General features: G+C 58.5%; 10 protein-coding genes and 4 pseudogenes. 10 read left to right on the top strand and 4 right to left on the bottom strand.

Annotated elements, in window-relative coordinates; all coding sequences use genetic code 11:
* Nucleotides 1-41 precede the first annotated feature (41 nt).
* The gene (locus tag AC1DTN_RS27400; RefSeq protein ID WP_477923412.1) at nucleotides 42-977 is read left to right on the top strand and encodes a LysR substrate-binding domain-containing protein; all 936 of its coding nucleotides are present in this window, start codon (nucleotides 42-44) and stop codon (nucleotides 975-977) included.
* 12 nt (nucleotides 978-989) lie between these two features.
* On the opposite strand, the pseudogene AC1DTN_RS27395 reads toward AC1DTN_RS27400, so the two are convergent.
* Nucleotides 990-2,048: pseudogene (locus AC1DTN_RS27395) on the bottom strand (NAD(P)/FAD-dependent oxidoreductase); the annotation flags it as partial.
* A gap of 113 nt (nucleotides 2,049-2,161) precedes the next feature.
* Here AC1DTN_RS27395 and istA point away from each other — a divergent pair.
* The 3 genes and pseudogenes from istA to AC1DTN_RS27380 form a co-directional block, all read left to right on the top strand.
* Nucleotides 2,162-3,682 carry an IS21 family transposase gene (gene istA, locus AC1DTN_RS27390; protein ID WP_477923410.1) on the top strand — a complete coding sequence of 507 codons (1,521 nt, stop codon included), beginning with the start codon at nucleotides 2,162-2,164 and terminating at the stop codon, nucleotides 3,680-3,682.
* Nucleotides 3,672-4,325 (top strand): ATP-binding protein, encoded by a 654-nt coding sequence (locus tag AC1DTN_RS27385; RefSeq protein WP_477923409.1) that lies wholly within the window; start codon nucleotides 3,672-3,674, stop codon nucleotides 4,323-4,325. The genes istA and AC1DTN_RS27385 overlap by 11 nt, the downstream gene beginning before the upstream one ends.
* Nucleotides 4,326-4,409: 84 nt before the next feature.
* Nucleotides 4,410-4,967: pseudogene (locus tag AC1DTN_RS27380) on the top strand (SAVED domain-containing protein); the annotation flags it as partial.
* Nucleotides 4,968-5,018: 51 nt separating this feature from the next.
* On the opposite strand, the gene AC1DTN_RS27375 reads toward AC1DTN_RS27380, so the two are convergent.
* On the bottom strand, nucleotides 5,019-6,158 hold the full coding sequence (locus tag AC1DTN_RS27375; RefSeq protein ID WP_477923408.1) for an RHE_PE00001 family protein: 1,140 nt from the start codon (nucleotides 6,156-6,158) through the stop codon (nucleotides 5,019-5,021).
* Between the two features lie 188 nt (nucleotides 6,159-6,346).
* Between AC1DTN_RS27375 and AC1DTN_RS27370 the strand changes: the two genes are divergently transcribed.
* Nucleotides 6,347-7,495, top strand: coding sequence for a site-specific integrase (locus tag AC1DTN_RS27370; protein ID WP_477923406.1), 1,149 nt, complete (start codon nucleotides 6,347-6,349; stop codon nucleotides 7,493-7,495).
* A gap of 31 nt (nucleotides 7,496-7,526) precedes the next feature.
* Here the strand turns inward: AC1DTN_RS27370 and AC1DTN_RS27365 are convergent.
* A pseudogene (locus tag AC1DTN_RS27365) lies at nucleotides 7,527-7,693 on the bottom strand (VOC family protein); the annotation flags it as partial.
* A 253-nt stretch (nucleotides 7,694-7,946) separates the two neighbouring features.
* On the opposite strand from AC1DTN_RS27365, the gene AC1DTN_RS27360 reads away from it, so the two are divergent.
* Nucleotides 7,947-9,389, top strand: a complete 1,443-nt coding sequence (locus AC1DTN_RS27360; protein WP_477923405.1) for a DUF7125 family protein — start codon at nucleotides 7,947-7,949, stop codon at nucleotides 9,387-9,389.
* A gap of 37 nt (nucleotides 9,390-9,426) precedes the next feature.
* Complete coding sequence (locus AC1DTN_RS27355; protein WP_113325381.1) at nucleotides 9,427-9,792, top strand: response regulator; 366 nt, start codon at nucleotides 9,427-9,429, stop codon at nucleotides 9,790-9,792.
* A gap of 360 nt (nucleotides 9,793-10,152) precedes the next feature.
* Here AC1DTN_RS27355 and AC1DTN_RS27350 read toward each other — a convergent pair.
* Nucleotides 10,153-10,411, bottom strand: a pseudogene (locus AC1DTN_RS27350) (hypothetical protein).
* Nucleotides 10,412-11,437: 1,026 nt separating this feature from the next.
* Between AC1DTN_RS27350 and repA the strand changes: the two are divergent.
* The 3 genes from repA (at nucleotide 11,438) to repC (ending at nucleotide 15,115) form a co-directional block, all read left to right on the top strand.
* Nucleotides 11,438-12,640, top strand: a complete 1,203-nt coding sequence (gene repA, locus AC1DTN_RS27345; protein WP_113323008.1) for a plasmid partitioning protein RepA — start codon at nucleotides 11,438-11,440, stop codon at nucleotides 12,638-12,640.
* A 78-nt stretch (nucleotides 12,641-12,718) separates the two neighbouring features.
* Entirely contained in the window at nucleotides 12,719-13,714 is a 996-nt protein-coding gene (gene repB, locus AC1DTN_RS27340) for a plasmid partitioning protein RepB (protein ID WP_477923403.1), read from the top strand.
* A 153-nt stretch (nucleotides 13,715-13,867) separates the two neighbouring features.
* Nucleotides 13,868-15,115, top strand: coding sequence for a plasmid replication protein RepC (repC, locus tag AC1DTN_RS27335; RefSeq protein ID WP_477923401.1), 1,248 nt, complete (start codon nucleotides 13,868-13,870; stop codon nucleotides 15,113-15,115).
* Nucleotide 15,116 lies beyond the last annotated feature (1 nt).

The raw sequence follows: 15,116 nt of genomic DNA, 5'->3' as shown, positions 1-15,116 counted from the left end.
GTATGCTTGCTAAAAATTGCTTCAGGGCATAACTTCAGATTATGCACCGACTCCGTTCCCTTGTGCCTTCGGCCAACTATCTGTTCGCCTTCGAGGCCGCCGCACGCCGCAAGAGCTTCACAGCCGCGGCTCAGGAATTAAATGTGAGCCAGCCGGCCGTCAGCAAGACAATCAGGCTGCTTGAGGAAGCCACCGGTCTGAAGCTGTTTCGGCGGGAGCACACACGCCTCGAACTGACCGCCGAAGGGCAAAGGCTCTATAAGGAAGTTCAAGAGTCCTTCGACCATCTTCACATGGTGATTTCCTCGTTGCAGCGGAAACATTCCAGCGACATTGTCCGCGTCTCCTTCTCGACTTCCTTCGTTCAGCTTTGGCTTCTACCGCGGCTGAAGGATTTCAAGGCACAACATCCCCATGTCTCACTCCGCATTGAGGAAAGCAGTCGCGATGATCAGGACCTGATCGAGGAGGATATCGATGTGTCGGCGCGGCTCGGAAACGGCAAATGGCCCGGCATCCTCGCGTGGCATTTTGTGACCGAGGAAGTCTGGCCGGTCTGCAGTCCGGCCTACCTGGCAGAGCACGGTCCGATCGAACACCCATCGCAACTGCTCGGCCATACTCTGCTGCATTTCGAGGAACGGCATCGCTCCAGGCTTGGCTGGCACGAGTGGCTGGAACGTCAGGCCGTTCCGGTCGGCAAGCTCAAACAGGATTTCGTGTTTACCGATGCCGTCAGCTCGATCGAGGCCGCCGTGTTCGGCCAGGGCATTGCCCTTGGCTGGAAGCATCTCGTTCACGATCACATCAAGGCCGGACGCCTGATCTGCGTGCTGCCTGAGAACTACCGCTCCGGTCAGTCCATCCACATCATCATGCCGGCGCAACGCCCCCCGAAGCGAGGCGCCGAGCTTTTCCGCGACTGGTTGATGGAACAGGGCGCCGACGATGCCGTCTTTACCGATCGAGCAATGTGAAGCGGTGCAATCTCAAAACCGCTCCCCGGCGAAATGCGCGATCTGCGCGCCCGTTTCGTAGTAGGCTTCCTTCATTCCACGAAACGAAGGTTCCCTGATATCGGACACCGGGAGAGGCAGCTCGTCTTCGCCGATTTCCCTCAGGATAAGCTGCGCCAGCGTACGCCCGAACACAGTACCCGGTGCTATGCCACGGCCATTGTAACCGGAAAAGCCGACCACATTCGGGGCGAACCGGTGAAAACGCGGTAGGGCGTTGTCGGTCATGCCGATCTTGCCATACCATTCGCACTCGAATTCCACCTTGCCGAGTTGAGGGAAAAGCCGGGCAAGAGAACGTCTCGCCCATGCCTTGTGGACGGCCACGCCGCCGTGGCGCAGGGCGCCCACGCTGCCGAACACCAGCCGGCCAGTCTGGTCCCTGCGGAACGAGGAGAGAATTTCCTTCGTATCCCAAACGCCCTCGCGGCCCGGGAGAATGCTGTCCAATACTTTCGTCGGCAATGGCCGTGTGGCGAGGTTAAAATAGGGCAGATGCACCTGTTCGCGCCGCACGCTTTCCCAGGGACCGGTGCTGTAGGCATCGGTGGCCACCACGACCCAGTCCGCGGTAACGGACGCTTTCGCAGTCGCGACCGTCCATCCGCCTCCCACGCGCCTAACGGAAACGACGCGTGACGAGGCGTGCAGGATCGCACCCGCCCGAACGGCGGCATGGGCCAGCCCGCGGACATAGGCAAGTGGCTGCAGCGTTCCTGCGCGCTTGTCGAGCAACGACCCGGAATAGGCGGCACTGCCGACCCGGGCGGCGGTTTCAGCAGCGCTCAATAGCGTCACGGCTGCGCCGCGCTTTTGCCACTGGCTGGCGCGAGCGATGATTTCCTTCAGACCCGCCTTGCCCACGGCACAGTGCAAGGTGCCGTTGCGCTCGAGCTCGCAAGCGATGCCATGCCTGTCGATCAATTCCATCACGACTTGCGGGCCGTTCCCGAGAAGGTTCAGCAGCCTTTCGCCATGCACCTCGCCCAGTTCTCCTGGAAGATCGTCCGGCATCACCCACATGCCGGCATTGTGTTGGTTTCCACGCAGAACTGAGCCGGTTAGGCGCATAATTTCCATTGAGAATTGAGCCATGTGAACCTTCCCCCAACGCGGTGAGCGACGGGGGCAACGGAGTGAACCACATGGGACTTTTAAACATCATCCGTCGGATGAAGCTGCGCGAGAAGCAGTCGATCCGCGAGATCAGTCGGCATACCGGTTTGTCGCGTAACACGATTGCGAAGTATTTGAACGCTGGCACGATCGAGCCGACGTTCACGGTACCGGAGCGACCGAGCAAGCTTGATCCTTTTGCCGACAAACTGGCGGCCTGGCTGAAGACCGAGGCCGGGAGGTCGCGCAAGCAGCGCCGAACGCTGAAGCAGCTTCATGCCGATCTGGTGGTTCTCGGCTTTACCGGCTCCTATGGTCGGGTTGCCGCCTTTGCCCGTGAGTGGCGGGTTGAGCAGCAGACGACTGGCCGCGGCATATTCGTTCCGCTGTCTTTCCGTGCAGGCGAAGCATTCCAATTCGATTGGAGTGAAGATTATGCCGTGATCGGCGGCGAGCGCACCAAGCTTCAGGTCGCACACATCAAGCTATCGCACAGTCGGGCGTTTCTGGTCAGAGCTTACCTGCTGCAGACGCACGAGATGCTGTTCGATGCCCACTGGCACGGGTTCCGGGTATTCGGCGGCGTACCTGGTCGCGGCATCTACGACAACATGAAGACGGCGGTCGACCGCGTCGGTCGCGGCAAGGAGCGGCAGGTTAACGTCCGCTTCCAGGCGATGACGAACCACTACGTTTTTGCGCCAGAGTTCTGCAACCCGGCTGCAGGATGGGAGAAGGGCCAGGTCGAGAAGAACGTTCAGGATGCCCGACCACGGCTGTGGCAACAGATGCCGGACTTCCCAGATCTGGCGGCGTTGAATGATTGGCTGGAACAGCATTGCCAGGACCTGTGGCGAGAGACGGCGCATGGCACCTTGTTCGGCACGATCGCAGATGTCTGGGCTGATGAGCGGGCAGCGTTGATGGCGTTGCCTACGGCATTTGACGGCTTCGTCGAGCAGAGCAAGCGCGTCTCGCCGACATGCCTGATCACCTTTGAGCGCAATCGTTACAGCGTGCCTGCTTCTTTTGCGAACCGACCCGTCAGCCTGAGGATTTATCCCGAGCGACTGGTCGTTGCGGCCGAGGGCAATATCCTTTGCGAACATGTGCGGATCATAGAACGCAGCCACGACAAGCCACCACGAACGATCTACGACTGGCGGCATTACCTTGCCGTCATCCAGCGCAAGCCCGGTGCTTTGCGCAATGGCGCACCTTTCCTGGAATTGCCACTGGCCTTTCGGCAACTGCAGGACCAGATGCTCCGCCGCCCCGGCGGTGATCGCGAGATGGCCGACATCCTCGCTTTGGTGCTTCATCACGACGAACAGGTTGTCGTCAGGGCTGTGGAACTGGCTCTGGATCAAGGCGTGGCGACCAAGACGCATGTGCTGAACCTGCTGCATCGGTTGATCGACGGCAAGACGACCGACGGTCCCGATATCGACACGCCACAGGCGCTAACCTTGCTGCATGAACCCAAGGCCAATGTAGAGCGCTATGACGGTCTGCGGGTCCGGATCGTAGGAGGTCGTCATGCGTCATGATCCTGCCAGCGCCGCCGTCGTCATCATGCTGCGTAGCCTGAAGATGTATGGCATGTCTCAAGCCGTCACGGACCTGATCGAGCAAGGTGCTCCGGCTTTTGACGCGGCCGTGCCGATCCTGTCCCAGTTGCTGAAAGCCGAGATGGCCGAGCGTGAGGTCCGGTCCATCGCCTATCACATGAAGGCTGCTCGCTTCCCGGCCTACAAGGACATCTCCGGATACGACTTCGCCGCCAGCGAAATCAACGAAGCGACGGTGCGCCAATTGCACAGATGCGAGTTCATCGACGGGGCGCAGAATATAGTGCTTGTCGGCGGACCGGGCACAGGAAAAACACATGTCGCGACCGCCCTCGGTGTCCAGGCGATCGAGCATCACCGCCGCAAGGTCCGCTTCTTCTCGACCATCGAACTGGTCAACGCGCTCGAGCAGGAGAAGGCTAAAGGCAAGGCAGGCCAGATCGCTGACAGCGAATGGGCAACGGTCTTCGGCGACGCCAAGATGACGACGGCTCTTCTCGACCGTCTCACCCACCGTTGCCACATCCTTGAAACCGGGAACGACAGCTTCCGCTTCAAAGCCAGCTCGGCCGCCGCAGCGCAAAAGAGAGGAGAAAAAGCCAGTCACTTGACCAGAGCCTGATCAAAAAACCATACTTAGAGGTGGCTCACTTCTCGGTGGAAAAACCGGCTCAGTTCCGCGTGAAAACCAACAGCCCAGGACGTCACGCTCGTTTACGGCGGCCTGACGCCTGTCCCGCTCACATTCCTCACCGGGATCATGTTCGACGACGAGGGCCGAATTGTCGTCATGGACTGGGACAGGGCCGCCGAAGCATGGCGAAGCCTTGACGGTGCGGACGATGGTCAGCGGTTCCACCTCGAAGGCGTCGATGGCGTCGGGAATGCGACTGAAGTCGTTCTTGCAGTCTCCGTTTCTTACCAGATTCGGTCGGAGAACATTGCCACGACATTCACTCATCCTGTGGTGAGGTTGTCGATCCCCGATCTGAATTCGCCACACTGGTCTCAGGCAAAGCAGAGCGCCTTGGCTAGCCAGTTTCTCGAAGCGGCGAAGGCACTCGAAGCGCGCGGAGTGACCACCATCCATCTTCTGCTCGCGGCACAGAACAGTGTGGTCTTCAATCTGGGCCGCCGCTATGACAAGAGAAACCTCCCAAGCCTGATTGCATACCAGTATGAGGCAGGTAACGAGAAGAAGTATCCATGGGGGGTTCGGATGCCCATCGGTGGTGAACCGCTGCCATCTATCGTGAAAACTTAGGTGACATAGCGCAGCGCCTACAAGACGCGCTATCCGTCAGAAGATGTATGTTTAGACAATCCCCCATGCCCGAAACCTCCCCCTCCCTGTCATCTCCCGCAAACCGAGCTCCAAAACAATCCGCCGCGCCGCCTGTGGCGTCATCTCGAGCGTCCTCGCTACCATTTTTGCCGACACCAATGGCTTCGCCATCACCAGCTCAACCAGTTCCGGCAATTTCGAAGACGTACGGCGCCCGTCCAGCTTCCGCTCCATCATCTTTTTGGCCAGCGCCAACCGGTCATGTTCTTTCATGCCGATCTCTGCGGCCGCGATCAGTCCGTGGGCGATGGCGAGCAGCCTCGTCTCCCTATCCCGATGACGGCGCCGATCGACGGGAATGGTTTTGAGGCCAAGATTGATTGCCGCAAGATGCGCTCCTGAGGTGACACCGGCCTGGCGCAGGATCGACGCGGCCAGTAGCCGGCCGAGCCAGGGCGCGTGCTGCAGCACCGACAGATCGTTCCAGGCATCCAGGGCGACGATGGCCTGCAACACCGCCGGCAAATTTTCGGCCTGACGCAACACAGCGCGCCATTCCTCGAGCCGCGCGTCCTCATCCCAGTCGAGATCGTAGATCATCGGATCTTTCTCTTGGCCGCCGCCACGGCCGAGCCGCGTTGCGTTCTCGATCGCAGCTTCGGAACGGGCCAGGACAGCATCAATGGCGGCATAGTCGACGCCGGGTAAATTCTCCGCGTCATCACCATCGTCCCCCTCCCCTTCCGGATCGATGGCGACCGCTGGCCGAACGACGCCGGCCCGCTCCTCCACCTCCGCGCCGACCGGATTGATGTCCGACGTCTGTCGCAAAGTTCGGATACCCTCTGCCGATAACGCCCAGCCGGGGAGATGGGCGGCAATGCGCCGGCGGCTGCGCAGAACGTCACGGGCGATTGTCAGCTCGTGGGTGGGTGTGCGAATATCGCGGGTGTCATCATGGAGGACGAGGTCTTCGAGATGGACGAGTTCGCCGTCGATCCACAGCGAGGCGCAGGCGTCGGTGAATTGGGATCGCTCGATCCAGCCTGCGCCGACAGGCGAGCGGGCGACGCGCTCATCGAGACGCGTCAATTCGATACCGGCGTCGAAAGCCGGCCGCATCAAGGCTGCCATGCTGATTTTATCGAGATCGTAAGCCATTGAAATCATGGTAAATGATTTCTTACGCGAACGCTATCTTACTATTAGGGTTCCCCACATGATATGATGGCGGGTTCGCGTTCTAACCATCGATAACCAACCTTTATCGATGGTAGTTGATCTGGAGTCGCAAATCAGCAAGAATCGGGGCAAATCACGGTCTCAGAGGCCGCCGAAACCGTCTTTTTGGAGCGCTTGTGGCCAAAGCGAAGACTTCACTGACCGCCGTCGAGCGCCGCGCCGAAGAACTCGACACCATTGCCGCCATGCTGCCAATGGAGCGCCGCGACGAACTGGCCGAGCTGCTCACCGACCAGGATGTGGAAACACTGCGCCATCTCGTCAACCAGGGCATGGGCGACAACACGCTGCGCGCCCTGACTTCGGATCTCGCCTATCTCGAAGCCTGGGGCATGGCCGCCACCGGACGCTCCCTGCCTTGGCCGGCGCCGGAGGCGCTGCTTTTGAAATTCGTCGCCCACCATCTCTGGGACCCGCAGCGGCGTGAGACCGATGCCGATCACGGCATGCCGGCCGACGTCGCCGAGAACCTTCGGCGCCAGGGTTTTCTCAAATCCGCTGGTCCGCACGCGCCGGCGACGGTGCGCCGGCGGCTGGCGAACTGGTCGACGCTGACCAAATGGCGCGGGCTCGATGCCGCCTTCGCCTCCCCTGCCCTCAAATCCGCCATCCGCCTGGCCGTGCGCGCGGTCCCCCGGACCCGGCGCCGCAAGAGCGCGAAAGCCGTGACCGGCGATATTTTGGCAAAGCTTCTCGCCACCTGCTCAACCGACAGCCTGCGTGATGTCAGGGATCGCGCCATCCTGATGGTCGCCTTTGCCTCCGGCGGCCGGCGGCGCAGCGAGATTGCCGGACTGCGACGCGAACAGCTGACCGACGAGCCACCGATCGAGGTGCCCGACGGCCCTCCCCTCCCCTCTATGGCCATCCATCTCGGCCGTACCAAGACCACGACCGGCGAGCAGGACGACGTCGTCTATCTCACCGGCCGACCAGTTGAGGCATTGAATGCCTGGCTGGTGGCGGCGAAGATCGACAGGGGGAGCGTGTTTCGGGCGATCGGGCGGTGGGGCACTGTGTCGCGGCGCCAGATCGATCCGCAGTCGGTCAATGCGATCCTGAAGCAGCGGGCGGAGATGGCAGGGTTGGACAGTGGGGATTTTTCTGCGCACGGACTACGATCGGGGTATCTGACAGAGGCCGCCAACCGCGGTATTCCGCTCCCCGAAGCGATGGAGCAGTCCCGTCATCGATCGGTTCAGCAGGCTTCCAGTTACTACAACAGCGCCGCGCGCCGGACCGGCAAGGCCGCGCGGATGCTGTAAGGCCATACTTCGATAAAGGTGTTAATCACACTCATTTCGTCGGTTGTGTCCGTGCGGTGAGTCTGTTCCCGTTCGGATCGCAAAAGTAGGCGACAAAGGCGCCGTTCGGACGTTCCGCAGGCGGGCTCTTGATCGCTGTGCCGCAACACGTGACACCAGCCTTGTGAACGCTAAAACATGATCCTGGCTCGCCGCGGCGCGTCGGCTTATCCGCTGCTGCGACAGCATCAGGCACCTGGAAGCGTTCGTTTCCATCGCTATCGCCGCTATTGGTTCTGTCTGTCATCGGCGGTACGTATCCTGGTATGTCATAAAATTAAGCTAACCCAGCTACAACGGAAACTCGCTCCCCACCTCGAGAAATAAACCCTTTTGTGGGGGCCCGACTGTTGCAAAATGGCGTGACGGTTTTACGCTGCGGCCGACCTTCACATCCTGGACGACCATCGCGATGAACGAACTTCCGAGACTATCAACCGGCATTTCCGGTCTGGACACCATCCTTGGAGGCGGCCTTGTCGAGGGCGCGTCCTACATCATCCAGGGCCATCCCGGTGCGGGCAAAACCATCTTCGCCAACCAGACTGCCTTTGCCAACCTTTCGCGAGGCGGCAAGGTGCTTTACGTGACACTTCTGGCCGAAACCCACGATCGGCTGTTTCAGTCGCTCGGGACGCTCGAGTTCTTCGACACCGCCCAGCTCGGGACCTCAATCACTTATATCAGCGTCTTCCAGACGCTCAGGGATGAAGGCCTGTCTGCCGTCGTGAGCCTGATCCGCCAGGAAATCGCCAGAAAAAAAGCCACGCTGCTCGTTTTTGACGGCCTTTTGAGCGCCCGCGATCGCGCCGATACACAGCTTGACGTCAAAACCTTCATCGCCGAAGTCCAGACCCAGGCAGCATTCGTCGGATGCACCGTGCTTTTCCTCACCAGCACCCGGATTACGGAAGATAGCCCCGAACACACCATGGTCGACGGCGTCATAGAGCTCAAGGATGAGCTATCTGGTGTCAGAGCCGCACGTCGGCTGCAGGTCAAGAAGTCGAGAGGAAGTGCCGCTCTCGGCGGCTACCACCAGTTCGAGATCACCTCGGCCGGCATGACCGCATATCCACGCATGGAAGCAATGCTTGCACCGATGGTTGCTGCGGATGATCATGGCTCTCCCCCTCCCCTCTCGAGCGGCACAAATGGGCTGGATCGGTTGATGGGTGGCGGCCTGCCTCGGAGCTCAGTCACGCTTATGTTCGGTCCTTCCGGCTGCGGAAAGACCGCAATGGGCCTCAACTTCTTAAGCCAGGCAAGCAACGAAGAGCCTGGACTACACTTTGGTTTCTACGAAACGCCGGAACGCCTGCGGGCCAAAGCCAGTGCCTTGGGCGTCGATCTCGATACGCCCCTTAAGTCCGGCGCCTTGGAAGTGATCTGGAACCCGATGACCGAGAACCTGCTCGACAAGCTCGGGCACCGTCTCCTCGATGCGATCTGGAGGCGCGGCGTCAAGCGCCTGGTGATCGATGGTTTGGGCGGCTTCGAGCGCGCCGCCGTCTATCAACCGCGGCTCGTTGAATTCTTTGCAGCGCTTATGAACGAGATACGCAGGCTTGGAGTTACCACTATTGCGACCTGGGAACTTCGGGATTTGTTTGGCCCGACTGTGGCGGTCCCGGGCTCGGACATTTCAAGCCTCCTGGATAATCTGGTGATGCTGCGCCATGTAGAGATCGACTCGCGGTACAAGCGCACCATATCGGTGCTCAAGGTCAGGGATAGTGCCTATGAGCCGGTCATTCGGGAGATCGAGTTTGGACCACATGGGATAGCGGTTTCCGCACCGCTCGAGGCCGTGACTGGCGCAGCCACCGGCGTGGCGACACCCTCACGGAATTGATTTTGACGTTTGGCTGAAAGAGCATGAGCAGCAGCAGATGCCATTGATCGTAATCGCCGAGGACGAGTTTCTGATCGCTGACGTTCTGGCCATCATGCTGGAAGATGCCGGTTACGAAGTCGCCACGGCATCACACGGCAGGTCAGCCCTGGCTCTCGTTCGCGAAAAGCGTCCTTCGCTGGTAATTACAGATTTCATGATGCCGTTGATGACCGGGCTTGAACTGGCTCACGCAATGCGTGGGGATCGGGAGCTCGCGCACATTCCGATCATCCTGACGAGTGGAGCACAGGGAAGCATCGGTCGCGCCAATCCAGACGTCTTCGATGTCGTCCTCGACAAGCCCTACAACGAGAAGAAGTTGATCGCAGCAGTGAAAGCGCTCCTGACGGAACCAGATTGATCAGGAGCAAGATGCGGATTTTGCATCAGAAGGCGGAACAGGTTCCCCTGCCGGGTGTTGTGAGCCTATGACACAGGAAACTGAAAGAGACTTAGCAAAGATCATCGGGCGCTATGCACGCGATCCCGTTGCCGCGCGGCAACTGCAAAGGCTTAGCGTCTTCTCGCTTCCCGCGGACTCGACGGCGATGTTTCAAGGATTGCTGAAGAAGTTGGAACAGAGGGAGCGAGCTCAGTCGGGTGCTTCTACCTGACGTCATGCGCTCTGCGGCCTCCACGCAACCGAAGAGCAGAGCAGCGCGCCGCCATCAGGACTGGCTGTCAGCGGGCACAGATTGAGGCTCGTGTACCCGCCAGTCCCTCACACCAAACGCCTGATCGGAAACCTGTCCTCGCCGTAGTGATGAAGCCGAGTATGATGGCGCCTGCATTAACCACCGTACTCTCAAAGGCTCGTCCTTTTGATCGTGATGGGCGTCAACCGCCCTAACGCCGCAAACGTCGCGGGTTTCCTTGTCGAGTTCGCCTTCCTTGAGGGCCCGCTGCACAGCGAGGTGCGCTTCGTACTTGCCAGGGTTGACTCGGCGCCAGTTCGCCTGCCGGGTGTCGGTTTTCAGCATTGTACAAACGCCCTTTGTCAGTCCTTGCAAACTCTGCACCACAAGGTGGCCCGTTTCAAAAAGCGGCACGGGCAAGCCGAGAGGCGGACCCAATTTTATCGCTTTATTATCCCCGGTCTCGGTGTGTAGCTCTTAAACATTGTCATCACCCGATCCCGGGACACGATGGACGGCCGGAGCATGCTATGATCCCTCTATTCCCTTGATCTTCCCGTACTGCGCGGAGGAAAGCCCAACCGATCGCGACGATAGCTGCAACGCGATGGTGGGACGTCGACTGAGTTCCTATCCCACCATTCACCGAAGCCGCATCCAGGTCCCACGGTATAAGCCAGCGCTCGTCCTTCGCATGGTCCTCGGCAAAATCCAGGAGCAAAGGCTGACGGAAAGCATCAAGGCGTCGCTAGACATCCTCTCTGCCACAGCCATACGACTCGGTCGCTGATACCATTTCTCCAGAACTGAACGGAGACGATCGTTTGCTGCAGAGTCGCCACTATTCGCGCTCTGGCGCGGGTCCGCAACAATCGTTCGATCATGTCGTCAGCCGCCCATGGCGAGAAATCCTTCCAAGGAGGGCCGCCTCGCTAGCAATCACTGTCCTCTATCTGGCAGCCAATGCCACGCCCATTGCCCCGATAAGACGATCATCAAAAAATATGAGATCGGTGGGTCTTGAGCCATCCCGACGAGACAAGACCGCGAACGACAAAGCTCAATGCGGTGAGAGTGTAAAAAGTGACATTCTCGGCCATTGTCTTAACGCCGCCAGCGGTTTCCCTGAGGCCTTCCCCACTGGCGAAGGCTGGCTGTACCTTCCGAGTCCAACTTGACAGCCGTGCAAAATTGCACTTTTCCACGCGAAATCAGAGGGATACGCCGAGCCAAGGTCGTTTTTTCGTGGCCTCAATTCGCCGTTAAGGCTCTGTTAACTAAAAACAGTTTGCCGAACAGGTAGAATCGCCGGTATTAATAACGCTTATTGAGCTGCGTTTGAGCTAAAAGCGTTATTCTGGAATCGGCTGTATGAACATGGAAATCAACATCGAGGCATCGGATTTCGATCAGGAAATTCTCCAGCAGGGAGAATTGATTTCTGACAATTTGAACATGCTCCGATTGGAGCAATATCCGCCAGACGCAGAAAAAGGTCTACGCTCTTTCTCGCTGGCTGAAGTCGCAGATTATCTCGGCGTCACTCAAAACCACATTAAGAAGCTCCACCTCGAAGGCAAGGGGCCAGTTCCTGCGACAACCTCGTCCGGCCGCAGAACCTACACTGCCGTGCAGATGCTGGAACTGCGCCACTTCCTCGACAAGAACGGGCGCAGCGATTTCAAGCGCTATGTGCCTCATCGCAGGGCAGGGGAGCCGTTGCAGATCGTCTCGGTCGTCAATTTCAAAGGCGGCTCCGGCAAGACAACAACGACTGCCCACCTCGCTCAATATCTGGCTCTTACCGGTCATCGTGTTCTTGCCATCGATCTCGATCCCCAGGCATCGCTGACTTCACTTCACGGCATTCAGCCTGAGCTCGACAAAAATCCGTCTCTCTTCGAAACGCTCCGTTACGACGACCAGCGCAAGTCGATCAAGGAAATCATCCAACCGACGAACTTTCCCGGGCTCGACATTATCCCGGCAAATCTTGAGCTGCAGGAATACGAGTATCAGACGCCACTTGCGGCATCGAACAAATCGTCCCCGGAGGGGAGGTTGTTTTTCACGCGCATTTCCAGCGCCCTCAAAGAAGTCGATGATCGTTACGATGTGGTTGTGATCGACTGCCCTCCGCAACTCGGTTATCTTACCCTGACCGCGCTGACGGCCTCGACCTCCGTCCTCATTACCGTCCATCCGCAGATGCTTGACATCATGTCGATGAGCCAATTCCTTCTCATGCTAGGCGGGATCCTTGAATCGATCAAAGGAGCAGGTGCACGCGTCAGGCTGAACTGGTTCAGGTACCTGGTCACACGATATGAACCGACCGATGGCCCCCAAGCTCAGATGGTCGGTTTCATGCAGGCCATGTTCTCGAAGCGCATGCTGCAGAACCACATGCTGAAATCCACCGCCATTAGCGATGCCGGCATTACGAAGCAGACGCTTTACGAGGTGGAAAAGAATCAGTTCACGCGATCGACCTACGACCGCGCGCTTGAGTGTCTGAATGCGGTCAATGGCGAAGTCACAAGCCTCATCCACAAGGCATGGGGGCGCAAATGACGGGACCTTTTGACAGCCGTGCAGAAGCGTTAAATCTATCAGCAAATCATCGACTTGAAGGCGTTAGGGAGGCAAACAATGGCTAGAAACCATTCTTTGGCAAAGTTCGTGCAGCCAACGGCCGAAGAGCACCAGCGGACGGCTGACACTCGCGCGGAGTATACCCGCCGTGGTGCTTCACGTTCCATGATGCAGTCGCTCGACGAGCTGGCCGAGACTTCGATTCGCATGCTCGAAGGCGAGACGGTGGTCCCACTCGATCCAGAGTTGCTCGAAGGTTCATTCGTTGCCGACCGCATCGGCGATGATCAAGAAGACTATGTCCAGCTTCGCGAAGCCATTCGTCAGTCGGGCCAGTCAACCCCGATCCTCGTACGTCCCCATCCTGACGCCGAGGGGCGATATATGATCGTCTTTGGGCATCGTCGTGCCCGCGCCGCGCGGGACCTTCAGATCCCAGTCCGGGCCGTGATCAAGCCCCTGGAAGACATCGCCCATGTGATAGCCCAGGGTCAAGAAAACACCGCCCGCTCCGACCTGACCTTCATCGAGAAGGCACTCTTTGCCAGAAAGCTCGTCGCCAATGGCATGAGCAAAGATGTCGTGAAAATCGCCCTAACGATCGACGATACCCTGCTTTCAAGAATGCTGGCTGTCGCTGAGTCCATTCCCGAGTCCGTCCTTGACGCTGTCGGCGCTGCAAAAGGCGTCGGACGCGATCGCTGGGAAGAATTGAAAAAGCTTGTTCAGGTTCCAGCCAATGCTGACAGGGCGTGTGCATTTATTCTCGCAGCCGATTTCCGTCACACTGCAGAGGCCGAGCGATTCAACGCACTTCTAGGCGAACTTAAAACAGCAAAGAAGCCGAAGAAAAAGAAGGACGCGTCTCCGTCCGTCCGTCAGTTTGAGGTTGCCGCGAAATCCGTTGCGGTGACGACCAAGTCGTCCGGAAGAACATTTACGCTCGCGCTGACATCAAAAGATGCGTCAAAATTCGGAGCGTTTCTATCAGACCAGCTGGAGTCGCTCTATCAGACGTTCCAGCGTGAAGTACAGACTGAAGCAGGAGATTAACCGCAAAAGAAAAAGGCCCCCCAAACGTTGCCGTCGTGGAAGCCTTCCTCTGTATGTAGCAACCAGAGAATCGCATTTTCACGAATCCCCGTCAAGAGTCTTGGCACCGTTTCGGTGAACGAATTTCTTTTGCCTACGTAAAGGTGGAAGAACATGGATGCCGCATGCATAACGACGCCCTTTGGGCGGCGGGCGATGACGTTTGCCTTGCTGACAAAGCATAGGCAAGCCGAGAAAGCCTCGCCAGACATCAAGCGTAACAAGTGGAAGCTCTTTCGAGCCGTCTGCGAGGCTCGCCATGACCTTCACGTCAGTGACCGCTCTCTAACGGTCCTGGACGCGTTGCTGTCATTTTATCCTTCGGACGAGCTCTCCGCCTCGAACAGCATGATCGTGTTTCCGTCCAACGCTCAGCTTTCTATCCGGGCGCGCGGCATGACTGCTGCGACGCTCAGACGGCATCTAGCCGCGCTCGTCGATGCGGGCCTCATCCTGCGCAAGGACAGCCCCAACGGAAAGCGTTATGCTCGCAGGGGGAGGGCAGGGGACGTCAGAGAAGCCTTCGGGTTCAGCCTAGCGCCGCTTTTGTCTCGTGCGCAGGAGATTGAGACAATTGCCGGCCGCATCGCCGCCGATCGTGAACTTCTCCATTCCACTCGAGAGAAAATTAGTCTTTGCCGGCGTGAGATCACCAAGCTCATTCAGCTAGCACGGGCAGGTACTGTCGAAGGTGACTGGGCAGAGCTTCACGACCTCTTTCGCTCGTTCTTGTCATCCCTTCCTCGGCGCCCGTTGCTTGATCAGCTTCAGGCGGTGCTGATGCAATTGACAGGACTCCGTATGCGGATCATCAACTTGTTGGAAGAACACGATAAATCACAAAAAATGTGCGCCAATGAATCTCAGAATGAGCGCCACATACAGGATTCACATACATATTCCCATTTTGAATCTGAAAACGATGATGAAGTCTCAAGCAACCGGGCTTCATCTTCGAGATCTGAGTTTAATGATGCCTTCGGATGCCACGAGAAGCGCCACCCAACCAGCAAAGATAACGTTGAGCCATGTGTTTCGTTAGATATGGTGCTGCGGGCTTGCCCAGAAATCACACACTTTGGGCCAGGAGGTTCTATCAAAAGCTGGAGAGAGCTTGTGGCAGCAAGCTCGATCCTTGGTTCCATGCTCCAGATCAACCAGCCCGCCTTTCAAACCGCGTGCCGGACTATGGGCCCGGAGAATGCAGCCGTCGTTATCGCGTGCATTTACGAGAGGGGAGGGGGCATCAACTCAGCCGGAGCTTATCTCAGGGACTTGAGCCGGCGGGCGGCCGTCGGTCAGTTTTCCGTCGGGCCGATGCTCCTGGCACTTGTTCGGACAAGACCAGGCGCGATAGTCTGAG

The sequence above is a fragment of the Rhizobium sp. 01T444 genome (assembly GCF_056398305.1).
Note: the sequence above shows the minus strand (reverse complement) of the source record. Positions and strands in the feature narration are given on the sequence as shown.

Coding starts and splice junctions, on each gene's coding strand:
- AC1DTN_RS27385 (WP_477923409.1), top strand. CDS start 3,672: ATGCGTCATGATCCTGCCAGCGCCGCCGTCGTCATCATGCTGCGTAGC.
- AC1DTN_RS27375 (WP_477923408.1), bottom strand. CDS start 6,158: ATGATTTCAATGGCTTACGATCTCGATAAAATCAGCATGGCAGCCTTG.
- repC (WP_477923401.1), top strand. CDS start 13,868: ATGGATGCCGCATGCATAACGACGCCCTTTGGGCGGCGGGCGATGACG.
- istA (WP_477923410.1), top strand. CDS start 2,162: ATGGGACTTTTAAACATCATCCGTCGGATGAAGCTGCGCGAGAAGCAG.
- AC1DTN_RS27355 (WP_113325381.1), top strand. CDS start 9,427: ATGCCATTGATCGTAATCGCCGAGGACGAGTTTCTGATCGCTGACGTT.
- repB (WP_477923403.1), top strand. CDS start 12,719: ATGGCTAGAAACCATTCTTTGGCAAAGTTCGTGCAGCCAACGGCCGAA.
- AC1DTN_RS27360 (WP_477923405.1), top strand. CDS start 7,947: ATGAACGAACTTCCGAGACTATCAACCGGCATTTCCGGTCTGGACACC.
- AC1DTN_RS27400 (WP_477923412.1), top strand. CDS start 42: ATGCACCGACTCCGTTCCCTTGTGCCTTCGGCCAACTATCTGTTCGCC.
- repA (WP_113323008.1), top strand. CDS start 11,438: ATGAACATGGAAATCAACATCGAGGCATCGGATTTCGATCAGGAAATT.